Here is a 14498-nt window from a genome sequence, read left to right on the forward strand (position 1 = left end):
ACTTTTTAGATTAGCGACCCGAGATCGGCGGAACGAACACTACGCCCATATCCCACGGCTGCTCAATCCAGGTATCCTGAGGGATATCAACAACATAATCATTCACCAGCGGGCGACCTGCCGGCTTAGCGAAAATAGTGACGAAATGCGCTTTAGGGTACATTTCGCGGATCGCTACGGCGGTACCACCGGTGTCAACCAGGTCATCAATTACGATGAAACCTTCACCGTCGCCTTCGGCACGCTTCAGCACTTTCAGTTCGCGCTGGTTGTCGTGATCGTAGCTGGAGATGCATACGGTATCGACATGACGAATACCCAATTCACGCGCCAGCAATGCGCCCGGCACCAGACCACCACGGCTAACGGCAATAATGCCTTTCCATTGTTCAGAAGGCATCAGGCGGCTTGCCAGTTTACGTGCATGGATCTGCAACATGTCCCAGGTGACGACGTATTTTTCGCTCATGTGAAGTGTCCCAGCCTGTTTATCTACGGCTTAAAAAGTGTTCGAGGGGGAAATAGGTTGCGCGAGATTATAGAGATCTGACGCACTAAAAACCAGTGTTTCGCGGAATCCGCGCCTCTTTTTGCATGCTTTATGCTAGCCGTCAGCGGAGAAAGTGGTATTCTCAATCGCATCGCGCAAGCCTGACTTGTGATGTTTTTAATTCTGCTAACCCTGTGGCCTGCAAGCAAGTTTTGTAGGACATCGCCAAGGAGACTCAACGTGTCTGAACTGTCTCAGTTATCCCCGCAACCGCTGTGGGATATTTTTGCCAAAATCTGTTCTATTCCTCATCCGTCCTACCATGAAGAGCAGCTCGCTGAACACATTCTGAGCTGGGCCCAAGAGAAAGGTTTCCACGTCGAGCGCGATCAGGTCGGTAATATCCTGATTCGCAAACCCGCTACCGCAGGAATGGAAAACCGCAAGCCGGTCGTTCTGCAAGCGCACCTGGATATGGTCCCGCAGAAAAATAACGACACCGTGCATGACTTCACTAAAGATCCTATCCAGCCTTATATTGACGGCGAATGGGTAAAAGCCCGTGGCACCACGTTGGGTGCGGATAACGGCATCGGTATGGCGTCCGCACTGGCCGTTCTGGCTGATGACAACGTGGTACACGGTCCGCTCGAAGTGCTGCTGACCATGACCGAAGAAGCAGGTATGGATGGCGCGTTTGGTCTGCAGGCTAACTGGCTGCAGGCAGATATCCTGATCAACACCGACTCTGAAGAAGAAGGTGAGATCTATATGGGTTGCGCAGGCGGTATCGACTTTACCTCTAACCTGCCGCTGTCCCGTGAAGCAATCCCGGCTGGCTTCCAGAGCTTTAAGCTGACGTTGAAAGGCCTGAAAGGCGGTCACTCCGGTGGCGAAATCCACGTGGGTCTCGGTAACGCTAATAAGCTGCTGGTACGCTTCCTGGCGGGTCACGCTGAAGAGCTGGATCTGCGTCTGGTTGATTTCAACGGCGGTACGCTGCGCAACGCAATTCCGCGTGAAGCCTTTGCCACCCTCGCCGTGGCGGCAGATAAAGTTGATGCGTTAAAAGCGCTGGTCAACACCTACCAGGAAATCCTGAAAAACGAACTGGAAGCCAAAGAGAAGAACCTGGCTCTGCTGCTGGATGCCGTTACTCACGACAAAGCCGCGCTGACCACTCAGTCTCGCGACAGCTTCGTACGTCTGCTGAACGCCACCCCGAACGGTGTTATCCGCAATTCCGACGTAGCCAAAGGCGTGGTAGAAACCTCCCTGAACGTCGGCGTTGTAACCATGACTGACGACAACGTTGAAATTCACTGCCTGATCCGTTCCCTGATCGACAGCGGTAAAGACTACGTGGTAAGCATGCTGGATTCACTGGGTAAACTGGCTGGCGCGAAAACCCAGGCCAAAGGCGGATATCCTGGCTGGCAGCCGGATGCTAACTCTCCGGTTATGCACCTGGTTCGCGAAACCTACCAGCGTCTGTTCAACAAAACGCCAAACATCCAGATCATTCACGCCGGTCTGGAATGTGGCCTGTTCAAGAAACCGTATCCGGAAATGGACATGGTTTCCATCGGGCCAACCATCACCGGTCCGCACTCCCCGGATGAGCAGGTTCATATCGAAAGCGTTGGTCACTACTGGACGCTGCTGACTGAACTGCTGAAGTCGATTCCGGCGAAGTAAGATTCTGCGCTAAATGCCGGATAGCGCTACGCTTATCCGGCAATCCATCAGAGTCACAGCCCCAACAGCAGCTGTCTTTCCAGTTGGGGATCCAGTAGCGTAACGTGTAATCCCACCAGCCTCACGCCTCGCCCTCCCCGACGTTCTTCCCAGGTTTTACGCGCCGTCGCAATTAAGTCATCTTTATTTAAGCGCGGCCAGACGTGCTCCTGCGTGGTCTGCTGAAAATCATTAAACTTGAGTTTTATCCCCTGGCGAGCGATAAGGAGATCCGGCTTTACCTTGGCCAGACGCCGTTCCAGTTCGGGATAAAGCCGCTCAATAATCGTCTCGCATTCTGACCACTCATGAATATCTTCCGCCAGCGTGCGCTCCACGCCGACGGATTTGCGCAGTCTGTCGTTGTTAACGTCCCGCTCGTCAATGCCCTGGCTTCGCTCCCACAGCACGCGACCAAACTTACCAAAACGTTTGAGCAGCATTGCCAGGTCGTATTTTTGAACATCCTCGCAGGTACGCAATCCCATTGATTCCAGCTTCGCGGCGGAGACTTTGCCGACGCCGGGAATTTTGCCGAGCGGTAACATTTTGAGAAATTCAGGAACATCGGCAGGGGTAATCACATATTGCCCGTTGGGCTTGTTGAGATCGGAGGCTATTTTTGCCAGAAATTTAACCGGCGCAATCCCGGCGGAGGCGGTTAGCTGCAGCTCGTTAAAAATCGTCTGGCGGATCTCCTGGGCGATCAGCGTGGCAGAACCGTGGCAGTAGGTGCTGTCGGTTACATCCAGATAGGCTTCATCCAGCGACAGGGGTTCAATCAGCGAGGTATAGCGGGAGAAAATCGCCTGAATCTGGCGGGAGGCTTCTTTGTAGGCCTCGTAGCGACCGGGTAATAAGGTAAGATGCGGGCATAGCTTTAACGCCATTCCCGTTGGCATCGCGCTACGCACGCCAAATTTGCGCGCCGGGTAATTGGCTGTACTGATAACCCCCCGGCGCTCCCGGCTGCCGCCGATGGCAATGGGAATGTCACGCAGAGCGGGGTTATCGCGCATTTCCACCGCTGCGAAAAAGCAGTCCATATCAACATGTATGATTTTGCGCATCACTCGCCTCCCACAACACTGTTTAAGTATACAGTATTTTTATAGTGTGAGAAGTATGATTATTCCTTACGCCGGACCATTCATGACGAAGCGGGCATCGCACAGGTAACGCACAATATCCTTTTTCGTATGTTCTGCGGGATTACCCGCCGTACTGACAAACAGTTTATTCACTTTGCGAACATTTGCCCGCAGCAGTTTTTCGATTGTCATCAGGCGGAAGGCATCATTTTCAACGCAGAAAAGTTCGTAGTCGCCTAAACGTTCACCACAAATTTCACAGTGATTCATCCAGTAACGTAGCCCGGTGGTTTTACTTTTATCGAGGTAGTAATTGCTGGCTTTGATGTTCTTTTTTATCTCTTCAGGCAGAGAATTAATGTGGAACAAAAAGCTGTTACGCCTGACCGACTGCCAGCCCTGACCATCCTGATTTTTCTTAATAAAGCGGGTAAACATCACGCCATGGATGCGGGTAATTTGGTGGCAGCTCCAGCAGTGCATCTTCGAGGTAATCACCAGATAGTACGGCGCGACAATATTAAAATTGTCGGTGTCGTAGACATAGTCACGAAGCGCCCCGTTTAGCTCGTGGGGTTCGGTGTACCAGATACCTGAAACCTTGTCGAAATGCGCCCCCTGACAGGCTACATCGGTGACGTTATCAGTATGAATCTCCAATGGAATAATATGGGTTACATCTATCACATTGCCTTCCTGAGGAATAAATTGCCCCCACGTTGCGTGGGGGACGGGAACAGAATTAATGAGTGACGGGAGCAGATTGTTGACGTAAAGAAGTCACCTGCTTTTGCTTGTCCAGCTTATCCACCAGCGGTTGCACAACCTTCTCTCCCTGCTGGCCAAAATATTGATACAACGTATCGGAAGCGCTTTGCGTCAGCACCATGATCTCAATGCGACGGTTCCCGGCACTTTCCGGGTTTTTCGCATCCAGCAGCATTTGGTCCGCCATCGCGCTGACCTGCATGACTTTATTCTGCGGCATTCCGGCATCTTCCAGCACGCGTCGCGCCGACAAAGCGCGGTCGCCGGAGAGGTTCCAGTTGTTGTAAATGTTACTCTTATAGCTCATCGCGTCTGTATGCCCGGTGATGATTATCTTGTTATCCAGCGAGTCAAACACGGGGGTCAGTTCAACCAGCAGCGATTTAAAGAACGGCATAATCCTGGCGCTACCGCGTTCAAACATATTGCGATTCTGGTCATCTTTAATCAGTACGCGCAGCCCCTGAGGAACTATCTCCATTTCAAGGTTAGTTTCCATATGCGCATTGCGGGCAATAACGTTAATGTCGGTCGCCAGTTCGCCCAATTCGCGGGCTGATTTTTGTTTCAGCAGCACCGCTTTTTCATTCACATCCAGCGCCTTTTTCGCGTTCTCTTCCGTAATTTTCGCCGTCTCCTGCGGGTTGACGGTTTTATCGAGTTTGTTGCGCGTGACGTTTTTCTTCTGCGCTCCCGGCGCTATCGGTTGCTTGCCCAGCTTATTTAACGGCGCCATACCGCCACCGTTAAAGATTGACTGACCATGCAGCGCCGCCACGATATTTTCGCGGTCAGCTTTACTGACGCTGTTCACAATCCACAACGTCATAAACAACGCCATCATCGCCAGCGTAAAGTCAGCAAATGCCACCTTCCATGCTCCCCCATGATGACCTGCATGATTCTTTTTGATTTGTCGGCGGATAATGGTGGTTTTCGCGCCGCGATCGCGACGATTTGGCCCCTTCCTCATGCTTATTCTTGCTCCAGCATCGCATTCACCCACGCATCCAGATTGGCGAATGTGGGTTTGGAAGCCAGATGAAGAAGTTTACGTCCTGCATCAACCGCCAGCAGCGTCGGCTTACCGCCCGCCTGCGCCACCAGCACGGTACGTACACATTCGAGTAGCGAATGTTCCGCCCGCGCCTGCTGTTCCATGGCGTTTGCCAGCGGATCCATCACGCAATAACAGATGAAGACCCCTAAGAATGTCCCCACCAGCGCCGCCGCCACTTTCAGGCCGATAAGCGCAATGGAACCATCGATTGACTGCATGGTGATGATGATACCCAGCACCGCCGCGCAAATGCCGAAGCCAGGCATCGCCTCGGCGGTACGCTGCAGGGAACGCGAAGGGGTTAACAGCGATTCTTCCGCGGTATCCAGTTCCTGATCGAGGATCCCTTCCAGCTCATGGGCATCAATTTTCCCCATCGCCATCAGACGGAAATTATCGGCGATAAAGGTCACCAGTCGTTTCTGGGTCAGTACCAGCGGGTATTTCTGGAAAATGGTACTCTCTTCCGGCTGTTCGATATGCTGATCCAACATACGCAGACCGCCGTTCTGCACCATTTCCAGCAGTTCATACAGGCACATCAGCAACTGACGCTGGAACTCCGGCCCCATTTTCTTTTTGCTGACCACGCCTTTGATCTGGTGAGCAATCTCTTTAAGCACATGCATTGGGTTACCGATAATCATCGCCCCCAGACCGGCCCCCACGATAATAATAATTTCTGCCGGCTGCCAGATAGCAATTAACTGTCCGCCAGCCTCAAAGTAGCCACCAAATACGCAGCCTAAAACCACCAATAAACCAAAAATCTTTTGCATTACGTCCTCCGCATGTTGATTCGGAATTGTTAATCTGGATATAAACAATCACGAATCTTGTGCGTGATTTTTTTATTCATTTGACAAATTCGAGCTTCAGTCAGCCCTAATACCAGCGCGATTTCTTTTAAATTCATATCGTGCTGGTAATACATTGAGAGCACCAGTCTCTCCTTTTCGCTGAGTTGGCTCAGGGCATAACCCAGCATTTCCTGCGTGACGAATTGTTCTTCAAGCCCCCGCCCTTCGAGCGGCGCAATCGGTATATCGCCATTCAGTAATTCATCCAGGCTGGCCAGCGATTCAGCACCTTCCAGCTGTTGATATTCCTGATAATCTTCAGACGACAAACCCAACCGGGAAAGCTCTTCCCATGAGGGTTCATGCCCGAGCTGAGTACGCGCATCACGAATCAAATCTTTAATCTGATGGTATTTTTGTCGTAGCTGACGAGGCCGCCAGTCGAGGCTGCGCAGCTCATCGAGTATGGCTCCGCGGATACGATGGACGGCATAACCGGCAAAGCCCTCATCCGGTTGACCATAGCGGCGAATCGCATTCAGCAATCCCATCAGCGCCGTTTGCTCCATATCCTGCCTGTCCATAACGCAGGTACATTGCGGCGCAAGTTGACGCACCACTTTGCGCACCAAAGGAAGATAAGCCTGTAAATAATGGCTCTCTTGCTTTGGCGTTAGCACGGGCGTCGCATTAAAATCTTCTGACTCGTAAGCATCCTGGATCATGTTATTTCCTGGCTTGTCGCTTATTGAAACACGACTTTTTTCACCAATATGTCCTTATACGGTGTCGCCATTTTGCGTTTCGCTAATTCAATTTTCAGATTTTCAAAAACTTTCTTTCTGATATCGGAGATCTTCAGCGCCCGAATCTCTTCATATTTCATATTCGAGAGTTCATCTACCGTAATACTTTGATAGAGCGGTTCGTCTTTCTTAATTTTTTCAGCGTCTTTCTCTGAATCAACGACCATTACCAGCTCTGCCACCATGTATCGGTCTGTCCCTTCACTATCATGAAGCGTAACCACCGTTTCCGGCAGAGAGACAAAAATGCTGCTGCTCTCATCCTGATTTTCTTCGGGTATCTCAGCGGGTTTTGCTGCCTTAGCTGTCGCACCTTTATTCATAAAATGATAAATACCCCATCCAGCCCCACCAGCAATACCCAGAGCAACGACAGAGCTGATCACACACGCAATAACAATTTTCTTCATCTTGCTTTTACACTTTGATCAGAACGGATTCGTTCTGTTGAAATTGAGGTTCGTCGTTAAGCGTTAGCGCCGACGTCACCTCGTCCTGTTGATGACCTGACTGCTGTTGTTGCTGTTGCGATTGTCCCTCGGAAGAGACCTGAACATTCACTTCCATGAAGTTCTGCGCCGTGAGGTGCTGGCGTAAGTTCTCGCTAAATTGCTGCAACGAGCGGCAGACATCGCTCTGATTTGCGCCGATGTGCACCATCAGCTTTCCTGCGTCCAGCTGCACGGCAATTTCCAGTTTGCCCAGCGATGGCGGGTCTAGACGAATGGTCGACACCTGCTGTTGCTGACCCAACTGGAACTGAATTCTTTCTTTGAGCAGCGCGGTGAGCTTCTCGCCGAGCTCCTCTGTTGACAACGTGGTAGGCGCGGAAACTTGCGTCGACACCACGTTGTGGTCGCTCAGGGCATTTACCGGCTGAGTTCCCTGCGCCGCCGTATTGAGCAAACTTTGCGACGCAAGCGATGGGTTAACCGTTACGCTATCCGTTTTTCTCACCGCCATCGGGCGAGGAACGGCGTGATCCGCTGACTTCACCCGGGTGGAAATTTGCTGTGAGGTCGAAAGCGAGACAGGTTCAGGCGCGATCGCGCGCAGATCCTGGGCGGAGAATGTCGCCAGTTTGGCCTGCTGCTCCGGGGTTGCCTGGGGCAAATTCTCGGTGATCGATGCCAGTAACGTTTGCAGCTTTGGCGACAGTGACGATAAATCCGTGGCGTGCTGCTCAGCCGACGGCATGGATTGTTTTCCTTGCCCGGCCATCGCGCTCGCCAGTTGGCGCAAAAGCGCAGACCCCGCCCCCGTAGTTTGCGCCTGCGTCAGCATTTTCAGCATCTCACCGTCAGGCTGCTTCTGCGCCGCCGCAGGCGTTAACGGCTGTGCCGGTTGCGCCAGTAACATCGCCAGCAATGCCTGCATGGCCGCAGGATCTGCATCATCGCGTTGATGCTCAGGCAACGACGCCTGCTGTTGGTTTATTTTTGTGCCGATCAAACGTTCAGCCACCGCGTTAAGCCCGGCCTGCGGTAAAGAAAACGTGCTGCCGCTCGTTGACGTTGTTGGGGCCGAAATAGCCGCCTTTTCCGGTGTGGCCTCTGCCAACGCACTGGCCGAGGCCAGTAATACAGGATTCATGCCTTCTCCGAAATTAAATTAACCATTGAGTACGCCAACATTCCTTCCTGATTTTGCTGATGTTGATCCATGCGCGCTTTGAGTTCTTCCGCACGCTGCGTTCGTCGGGCAATCAGCACCTCAAACGCCGCATGCAGGGTGTCTTTGACCTCTCGCAACGCGGTGGCATCGGTTTCCCAGGCGGCATAGTCATGAAAAACGCGCATCACCTGCTGATGCAGGCCGGGTAATCGGCGCCAACGCTTTCGATCCAGCGCCTCGTTCATCTCTTTTACCAGGGCATAAAGCTGCTGTTGCTGACGCTCTCTTTCCATCGTCTTATCCCAGCTTTGCCGACAGACCTTCCCAGCCTGTGCGTAGATTGGTCAGGATGAGGATCACTTCATCAATTTTTTCCAGCGACAATTCGCCGCTGGCTTCATACAGGCGGTAGACGCAGTGGTCATACAGCCGGGACAAATTCACTACCAACTCGCCGCCCGTTTCAAACTCCAGCGAGCTGGTTAAGGCGTTGAGAATATCGATGCATTTGTTGATGCTTTGCGCCTTGCGCTCATAGCGTTTGTTCTCAATGTGGCTTTTGGCGCGTTCCAGCTCGTCCATCAGCCCCGAAAACAGCACCAGCACCAGCTCTAATGGCGATGCTGCTGCGGTACGCGCAGCAAGATCCATCTCTTTGTATTGCGAATAACCATCCTGCGTGTCGTACATTTAATTTTTAATCCTTCTGTTAAATCAGCCGGTTACATAAACGCGGCCATACTCATTTTCATGGAGTACGTTTCCACCAGCGTATTGGTGTACTCTTCCACATAGCGCTCGTAGTTGGTGTTATAGGTTTCAGTCAGCTGATCGCTTTCGTCCTGAATTTTGCTCTGCTGGTCATCAATGTTTTCCTGGCGCAGGGCGATGATGCCGTTGCTGGAATCCAGATAGCTTTCCATCAGGTCGTCCATCTGCGCGACCATGCTGTCCTCCCCGACAAAAATAGCGGTCAAACCGTCCGGGTTTTCTTCCATTGCTTCGCTGAACTGAGTGGAGTCAATTTGTAAGTGACCGTCGGAATCCAGCGTGATGCCATAATCAACAATCGACACGCCACCGTAAGACGCGTGAGCAATATCATCCATCTGATTTGCCAGCGAATTCATCCCGGCGTCACCCGCAAAAACCCCGGACGCCGTGTCGTCATCGCCATAGCTGGTCAGTGAATCGATGGTGTCAATCAAGGTGTTGTAGGCATCAACAAAGGTCTGCACTTTGGCCTGCGATCCGCTGGAGTCTTCCGCGACGGTAAAAGTGGTCACATCGTTAGGATCATCAGGATCGCTAACCTCAGAAAAAGTCATCGTCACGCCGGGGATCACATCATCGAAGGTATTGCTGCTGCTGGTGATCGCAGGACCATCCTCGTTACCGAGGTGAATAATGGCGTCCTGCGCTTGCGTTATCGGTTGTTCACTGGAGGATTCCGCCGTAGCCAGATCGGTGTTACCCGAAACGCTCACCGAAAAACCGCTTTGCTCACCGGTGGTATTAGAGGTCAACATGATGGTGGTCGTACCGTCGGTCTTAACCAATGCCGCCGACACGCCTGGGTTATCGTCCGAGTTATTAATCGCATCAACCAGTTCACTGGCATCAACACAGTTATCGCCATCCTCATCGACCGTAGACAGGTCAATATCCATGGTTGTGCCGTCATCCATGGTTATCTCAAATGAACCCGTCGCGGCGTAAGTATCGTCGCTCATGCTGAACGTGGTTTGTTGCGCCTGCGCTAACTGCGAAACATAAAATGAGTAGGTCCCCGCCTGTGCCTGCGAGTTTGCCGACACCGTATTCGACTCATTATTTGAGGTGGCGGAAAACGTCAGTGGGCCGTCGGTGTCGCTGTCCAGCGCATCGATTGCCGTCTGAAAATCAGTCAGCGCGCTACTGAGCGAGTCCAGACCGCTGCTCTCAGCATTCAACTCGTTCTGTTGGTTCTGCAAATTCGTCGCCTGGGTGGCAATATCGGCGTAGGCAAATTGTTGTGCTAATTTTTGGATCGGACTCGTAAAGCTCATTATCAATAACTCCATGCAACGTTATTTATGTAAAAGCAAAATGCATGCCAATAATTTTTATAATTAAAATTCAGTAAGTTAACTTAGAGTCGGAAATGAATTTTCCCTTCCCCAGGAAGGTTTCCAGGTAAAAGCCAGGTCGCTGAAAGCACAACACCGCCGGGTGGCGGTGTTGGAAATGACGTTAAGTCAGGAATTACTGCAGCAGGCTGGAAACCATGCTGGACATGCTGTTGGACTGCTTCAGCATGGTGATGCCGGTTTGCATCAGCACCTGTTGCTGGGTCATGTTGGACGCTTCCGTCGCGTAGTCGGTATCCATAATGTTACCGATCGCCACTTCAGTGTTGTCCTGCATGCTGGTCAGGTTAGCGGCGGTATCGTTCAGACGGTTGATAGATGCACCCAATTTGGACTGGATCTTAGACACGTCGTCCATTGCAGTCTGGATAGTAGTGATCATCTGGTTTGCAGAACCAGAAGCGGTCAGCTCAGTACCACCGGAAATGCCCGTGCTACCCGCAGTCTGGTCAGCAGAGAACGATTTGCTAACACCATCCAGCGCATTAACCAGATCGCCCAGTTGGCTGGAGATATCAACGGTCATGGTGTCAGAAGATTCAGCACCAACCTGGAAGGTTACCGCCCCCTGGAACAGACCGTCTTTGCCGGTGTTGCTGGTACCGGAAACACCGAACAGGTTGGTGCCGCCGTAAGTGGTGTTCTGCAGCATATCGGACATTTGCTGACCCAGTTCGTCGTATTCGTCCTGCATCGCCTGCAGATCTTCGTCGTTGTAGGTTCCGTTCGCTGCCTGAGTGGACAGGTCTTTCATACGGCCCAGTACATCGGTCATTTCGTCAAACATGCTGTCTGCAGTCTGCAGCATGGCAGTAGCATCGTTGATGTTGCTCAGCGCAACGCCCATACCGCTGGACTGCGCAGTCAGGCGGCTGGCAATCTGTTTGCCCGCAGCATCATCTGCAGAAGAGTTAATACGGTTACCTGTCGCCAGACGTTCCATAGAAGTAGACAGTGATGCGTTACTTTTGTTGATAGCATTAACAGCAGACATTGATGCGGTATTAGTATTAATCGATAACATGGTACTGCTCCTTGGGAATAATCGTTTTCGTTTCGATACTCTGTAAAAACGACCACCCCTTCGGAAAACTTAAAGCGCGACAGAAAAATTTTTTACGCCTTGTACAACATCGTTAACGCGAGAGATAAAACGTCTCTCACCTCTATTTTAGCTTTCCGTGCTCCGCCCCCAAACAATCAATGCATAAGGAAGATCTCAATCAAGATTTAATTAAAAGATTATTAGAAATATCTAATAACGACCCGATCGATTACGCACCTTCCATGTTAACATTATGATAAAGATAAGATTATACTTAGATTAAAATGTTTTAAAGCGACTGGTTATAACTTTATTTTACATTTGGTTGCAAATGCCCTGTATTTTTATATTGTGAGTCTCAGACACTTTCGCTACATTTCCAATCCTCTTTTGCACAGCATAAAAAACACTCAATACCGATTTACCTGCTGTTTCTCAGGCAGAAGACATCTCAATTTCTCCAGAATTTTAATGCACTGATTTTTAACGGTGTGACACCAGGGATATAAAAATCTTGCGCGGGTATAATAAACCATGAGTATTGTAGTCAACAATTGGCGGATGGACTCTTCGCTTAATGCGCTAATCCACTGTGAAACAGGTGAGATACGTCGCCTGGGCGAATACCATTTTATTCTGTTAGAGACATTAGCTAAAAATGCCGATGTTGTTTTATCTCGTTCATTTTTAATGACCGCTGTCTGGAAGAATCGCATCGTCGGTGGAAATAGTCTGCCGACAGCCGTTCATGCCCTGCGCGTCGCTATTGATGATGATGGTAAACAACAAGAAATTATAAAAACCATACCAAAAAAAGGGTATTTGTTTAATAAACTCTATCTAACTGAAATCATTGCTCCTAATGAAAATAAGGTTAATGACCGCGCCAGTGAGGTAACCGAAGAGAATGCTGAGGTAGTTGAAACCCTCGCATCTGAGGAGCAACTACCATCAACAATAGAAAAAATATCTTTAAATAACAGCTCATTACATGAAGTCAGCAAGAAAAAACTGGCAACCAAACATCATCCTTATCGGGCTGTTCTGATTACCTTGCCCGTTATCGTTGTCGCTCTGTCGCTGTTTGCACTGATCTCATATTTTAAAGCGCCGTCATCCACTAAAACGGAAGAAACCCCACAACTGGTTAAAGAAACGCTTGAAAATGCCAACCGTATTACGGTCTATCATCTTTACGATCCAGGTGAGAATAAGAAATCGTTATCGCTTGTTTCAAAACATATTCTTCCTGGTATAGAGCAAATCAATCAACTGTTGGTCGCGCATAGCGCCTCGATGACCCTTTATTATCGGGTCTCGTTGAACAAACTCGCACTTGATATTGTGATGAGCAATCAATGCAATGATAGCTGGCAGTTAGCACTAAGCTTTGATAACTGGCTAAATAAAGATAACGAAATGAATGGTATTTTAATTAAAGAAGTGGAGAAAATGTTAAATGAAATGCCAAAATGCAAATGATTACGCTTTTTATATCCTGGCTATTTCCTCCCTATTTTTTAGTTTTCTGGCCCATGCCCACATTGAGCACACGGTTATTGCCTATTATGATCTTAACGCCGGAAGGAATGCACATTACCAACTTATTCTGAGCCCACAACACAAGGATACGGCCCTTACGCTCATCCCTTTGGAACATAATAACCAGGTTCCTTCAGTATTCGAGATCTCCACTTGCCTTAATCGTTCTACAGAATCATCTCAACAAGGTGAGCTTCATTTTAGCGATGCGAAAGCGGATAATAACGATCTCCGCTTATCCAATTTCAGTTCCTTTATTGTTGAGCATAACCTTCATACGTGGTGGATTCATTTAAACCCGCAGCAAAATTTGCTCTTCACTCAGGATGTAGGAGGCCTGTTAATCACAGACCCCTCGGCATTTACCTTTTCGACAACATCTTGTCAGCAGAATTAACTTAATAAGCTACGGACAGTCTGGCTGGAAAGCCGGGCTTGTCCGTTGACCGCCTGGGCTAAAACCTGATAATTGTGATTAGCATGATCCAGTACCCCGCCCAGTGATTCAGATGCTTTAACCGCACTTTCTGCCTGTGGAAAACGCGCCATACCGTCAATCAGCTGCCGGGCCTTCTCCTGCTGCGCGGCCATTTGCGCGCGCTGATCGCCAATCGCATCTAGCGCCTGCTGTAACCCATCCTGAGTGCGGGAACTGCCCTTCGCGATATGTTGCAGAAGCTCATCTGAACGAGAGGGATCGGCAAATGTCTTTAGCAGAGTAAACGCCGAGGACTTCGCGTCAACATCACGTACGCTCAGGGTTTGTTGGATCTGCTGCCATTGCTTCTCCGTCGTGGAAAAGCTCAGCGCCCCCTGCTGATCGTGCACCTGTACACCGACACGGCGCAGCGCGTTGCTCATCATCATTTTGTATTGACCAGGATCCAGGTCCTCGCCTACCACCACCGCAGAGTGCTGCGTCTGCCGCCCGTCAGAAACACTGAACATGCGTGAACTTATCGCGTTTTTTTGCAGCATCTGCGCCAGTTCAGGCGAGTGAAAAGTTACGCGTGCCTCACCCTGTAAAACCGGACGCAACTGCCTGTCGACCGCATCACCGGACAATGTTGGCCGTTTTTCCAGCCACTGGGTAAGTTCTGCCCCCTTCTGCTGCAGCGCCTGTCCGCCGCGGCGAGAAGCGTGACGAAAGTCCAGCAAATGCTGCTCCAGTTGACCCAGGTAGTGGTCAGCCTGCTGCAGCGTGGTGAGCTGATCGTTAAGCTGCACGCTGTAGCGTTGAGGCCGGGTAGTAATAAGGGGTGAGGCCGGGTAATCACTCGCCGTTGCGGGTAACTTTTGACGGACAGGGGCATTCTGCGCAACGGTATGCTGCTGCACAGAAGGATTAAGCGCTCCGCTACCGGAGAGTGATGTTGTATTTAAACCGACCTGCATACTATTCCTGAGCTACTGCTA

The 14498-nt window shown here is 50.5% G+C and carries 16 protein-coding genes; 3 read left to right on the forward strand and 13 right to left on the reverse strand.

Annotated features, from left to right (window positions below; all coding sequences use genetic code 11):
* Positions 1 to 10 precede the first annotated feature (10 nt).
* Entirely contained in the window at positions 11 to 469 is a 459-nt protein-coding gene (gpt, locus tag HV314_RS19925; RefSeq protein WP_003031380.1) for a xanthine phosphoribosyltransferase, read from the reverse strand.
* Positions 470 to 730: 261 nt separating this feature from the next.
* On the opposite strand from gpt, the gene pepD reads away from it, so the two are divergent.
* Positions 731 to 2188, forward strand: coding sequence for a cytosol nonspecific dipeptidase (gene pepD / locus HV314_RS19930; protein WP_016151863.1), 1458 nt, complete (start codon positions 731 to 733; stop codon positions 2186 to 2188).
* Positions 2189 to 2241: 53 nt separating this feature from the next.
* On the opposite strand, the gene dinB is transcribed toward pepD, so the two are convergent.
* The 11 genes from dinB to lafA form a co-directional block, all read right to left on the reverse strand.
* Positions 2242 to 3297 carry a DNA polymerase IV gene (gene dinB, locus HV314_RS19935; RefSeq protein ID WP_181546521.1) on the reverse strand — a complete coding sequence of 352 codons (1056 nt, stop codon included), beginning with the start codon at positions 3295 to 3297 and terminating at the stop codon, positions 2242 to 2244.
* Positions 3298 to 3363: 66 nt separating this feature from the next.
* Positions 3364 to 4005, reverse strand: a complete 642-nt coding sequence (locus HV314_RS19940) for a hypothetical protein (protein ID WP_016151861.1) — start codon at positions 4003 to 4005, stop codon at positions 3364 to 3366.
* Between the two features lie 55 nt (positions 4006 to 4060).
* Entirely contained in the window at positions 4061 to 5059 is a 999-nt protein-coding gene (gene lafU, locus HV314_RS19945) for a putative lateral flagellar export/assembly protein LafU (protein ID WP_016151860.1), read from the reverse strand.
* 2 nt (positions 5060 to 5061) lie between these two features.
* Positions 5062 to 5925 carry a flagellar motor stator protein MotA gene (gene motA, locus HV314_RS19950; protein ID WP_016151859.1) on the reverse strand — a complete coding sequence of 288 codons (864 nt, stop codon included), beginning with the start codon at positions 5923 to 5925 and terminating at the stop codon, positions 5062 to 5064.
* Positions 5926 to 5954: 29 nt separating this feature from the next.
* Positions 5955 to 6671, reverse strand: a complete 717-nt coding sequence (locus HV314_RS19955) for a FliA/WhiG family RNA polymerase sigma factor (RefSeq protein WP_181546523.1) — start codon at positions 6669 to 6671, stop codon at positions 5955 to 5957.
* 20 nt (positions 6672 to 6691) lie between these two features.
* The gene (locus HV314_RS19960; protein ID WP_047357630.1) at positions 6692 to 7162 is read right to left on the reverse strand and encodes a flagellar basal body-associated FliL family protein; all 471 of its coding nucleotides are present in this window, start codon (positions 7160 to 7162) and stop codon (positions 6692 to 6694) included.
* 7 nt (positions 7163 to 7169) lie between these two features.
* Entirely contained in the window at positions 7170 to 8345 is a 1176-nt protein-coding gene (locus HV314_RS19965; protein WP_181546525.1) for a flagellar hook-length control protein FliK, read from the reverse strand.
* Positions 8342 to 8659 (reverse strand): hypothetical protein, encoded by a 318-nt coding sequence (locus tag HV314_RS19970; protein WP_016151855.1) that lies wholly within the window; start codon positions 8657 to 8659, stop codon positions 8342 to 8344. Before HV314_RS19970 ends, HV314_RS19965 begins: the two co-directional genes overlap by 4 nt.
* Before the next feature lie 4 nt (positions 8660 to 8663).
* Positions 8664 to 9056: a flagellar export chaperone FliS gene (fliS, locus tag HV314_RS19975; RefSeq protein ID WP_003843794.1), complete on the reverse strand. Its 393-nt coding sequence runs from the start codon at positions 9054 to 9056 to the stop codon at positions 8664 to 8666.
* A gap of 32 nt (positions 9057 to 9088) precedes the next feature.
* The gene (gene fliD, locus HV314_RS19980) at positions 9089 to 10414 is read right to left on the reverse strand and encodes a flagellar filament capping protein FliD (RefSeq protein ID WP_181546527.1); all 1326 of its coding nucleotides are present in this window, start codon (positions 10412 to 10414) and stop codon (positions 9089 to 9091) included.
* 196 nt (positions 10415 to 10610) lie between these two features.
* Entirely contained in the window at positions 10611 to 11519 is a 909-nt protein-coding gene (gene lafA, locus HV314_RS19985; protein ID WP_131347773.1) for a lateral flagellin LafA, read from the reverse strand.
* A gap of 555 nt (positions 11520 to 12074) precedes the next feature.
* On the opposite strand from lafA, the gene HV314_RS19990 reads away from it, so the two are divergent.
* Both HV314_RS19990 and HV314_RS19995 read left to right on the forward strand, forming a co-directional pair.
* On the forward strand, positions 12075 to 13022 hold the full coding sequence (locus HV314_RS19990; RefSeq protein ID WP_181546529.1) for a transcriptional regulator: 948 nt from the start codon (positions 12075 to 12077) through the stop codon (positions 13020 to 13022).
* On the forward strand, positions 13000 to 13479 hold the full coding sequence (locus HV314_RS19995) for a hypothetical protein (RefSeq protein WP_181546530.1): 480 nt from the start codon (positions 13000 to 13002) through the stop codon (positions 13477 to 13479). Before HV314_RS19990 ends, HV314_RS19995 begins: the two co-directional genes overlap by 23 nt.
* On the opposite strand, the gene HV314_RS20000 is transcribed toward HV314_RS19995, so the two are convergent.
* The gene (locus HV314_RS20000; RefSeq protein WP_181546532.1) at positions 13476 to 14477 is read right to left on the reverse strand and encodes a flagellar hook-associated protein; all 1002 of its coding nucleotides are present in this window, start codon (positions 14475 to 14477) and stop codon (positions 13476 to 13478) included. The two genes, HV314_RS19995 and HV314_RS20000, sit on opposite strands and share 4 nt — an antisense overlap.
* Positions 14478 to 14498 lie beyond the last annotated feature (21 nt).

The sequence above is a fragment of the Citrobacter sp. RHBSTW-00887 genome (assembly GCF_013728095.1).
Classification (GTDB): Bacteria; Pseudomonadota; Gammaproteobacteria; order Enterobacterales; family Enterobacteriaceae; genus Citrobacter; species Citrobacter braakii.

What these genes read in the sequence shown, in the direction of transcription:
- gpt (WP_003031380.1), bottom strand. Translation starts at nt 469, where the DNA reads ATGAGCGAAAAATACGTCGTCACCTGGGACATGTTGCAGATCCATGCA.
- HV314_RS19965 (WP_181546525.1), bottom strand. Translation starts at nt 8,345, where the DNA reads ATGAATCCTGTATTACTGGCCTCGGCCAGTGCGTTGGCAGAGGCCACA.
- HV314_RS20000 (WP_181546532.1), bottom strand. Translation starts at nt 14,477, where the DNA reads ATGCAGGTCGGTTTAAATACAACATCACTCTCCGGTAGCGGAGCGCTT.
- HV314_RS19995 (WP_181546530.1), top strand. Translation starts at nt 13,000, where the DNA reads ATGAAATGCCAAAATGCAAATGATTACGCTTTTTATATCCTGGCTATT.
- motA (WP_016151859.1), bottom strand. Translation starts at nt 5,925, where the DNA reads ATGCAAAAGATTTTTGGTTTATTGGTGGTTTTAGGCTGCGTATTTGGT.
- HV314_RS19970 (WP_016151855.1), bottom strand. Translation starts at nt 8,659, where the DNA reads ATGGAAAGAGAGCGTCAGCAACAGCAGCTTTATGCCCTGGTAAAAGAG.
- lafA (WP_131347773.1), bottom strand. Translation starts at nt 11,519, where the DNA reads ATGTTATCGATTAATACTAATACCGCATCAATGTCTGCTGTTAATGCT.
- fliD (WP_181546527.1), bottom strand. Translation starts at nt 10,414, where the DNA reads ATGAGCTTTACGAGTCCGATCCAAAAATTAGCACAACAATTTGCCTAC.
- HV314_RS19960 (WP_047357630.1), bottom strand. Translation starts at nt 7,162, where the DNA reads ATGAAGAAAATTGTTATTGCGTGTGTGATCAGCTCTGTCGTTGCTCTG.
- HV314_RS19990 (WP_181546529.1), top strand. Translation starts at nt 12,075, where the DNA reads ATGAGTATTGTAGTCAACAATTGGCGGATGGACTCTTCGCTTAATGCG.
- HV314_RS19955 (WP_181546523.1), bottom strand. Translation starts at nt 6,671, where the DNA reads ATGATCCAGGATGCTTACGAGTCAGAAGATTTTAATGCGACGCCCGTG.
- dinB (WP_181546521.1), bottom strand. Translation starts at nt 3,297, where the DNA reads ATGCGCAAAATCATACATGTTGATATGGACTGCTTTTTCGCAGCGGTG.
- fliS (WP_003843794.1), bottom strand. Translation starts at nt 9,056, where the DNA reads ATGTACGACACGCAGGATGGTTATTCGCAATACAAAGAGATGGATCTT.
- lafU (WP_016151860.1), bottom strand. Translation starts at nt 5,059, where the DNA reads ATGAGGAAGGGGCCAAATCGTCGCGATCGCGGCGCGAAAACCACCATT.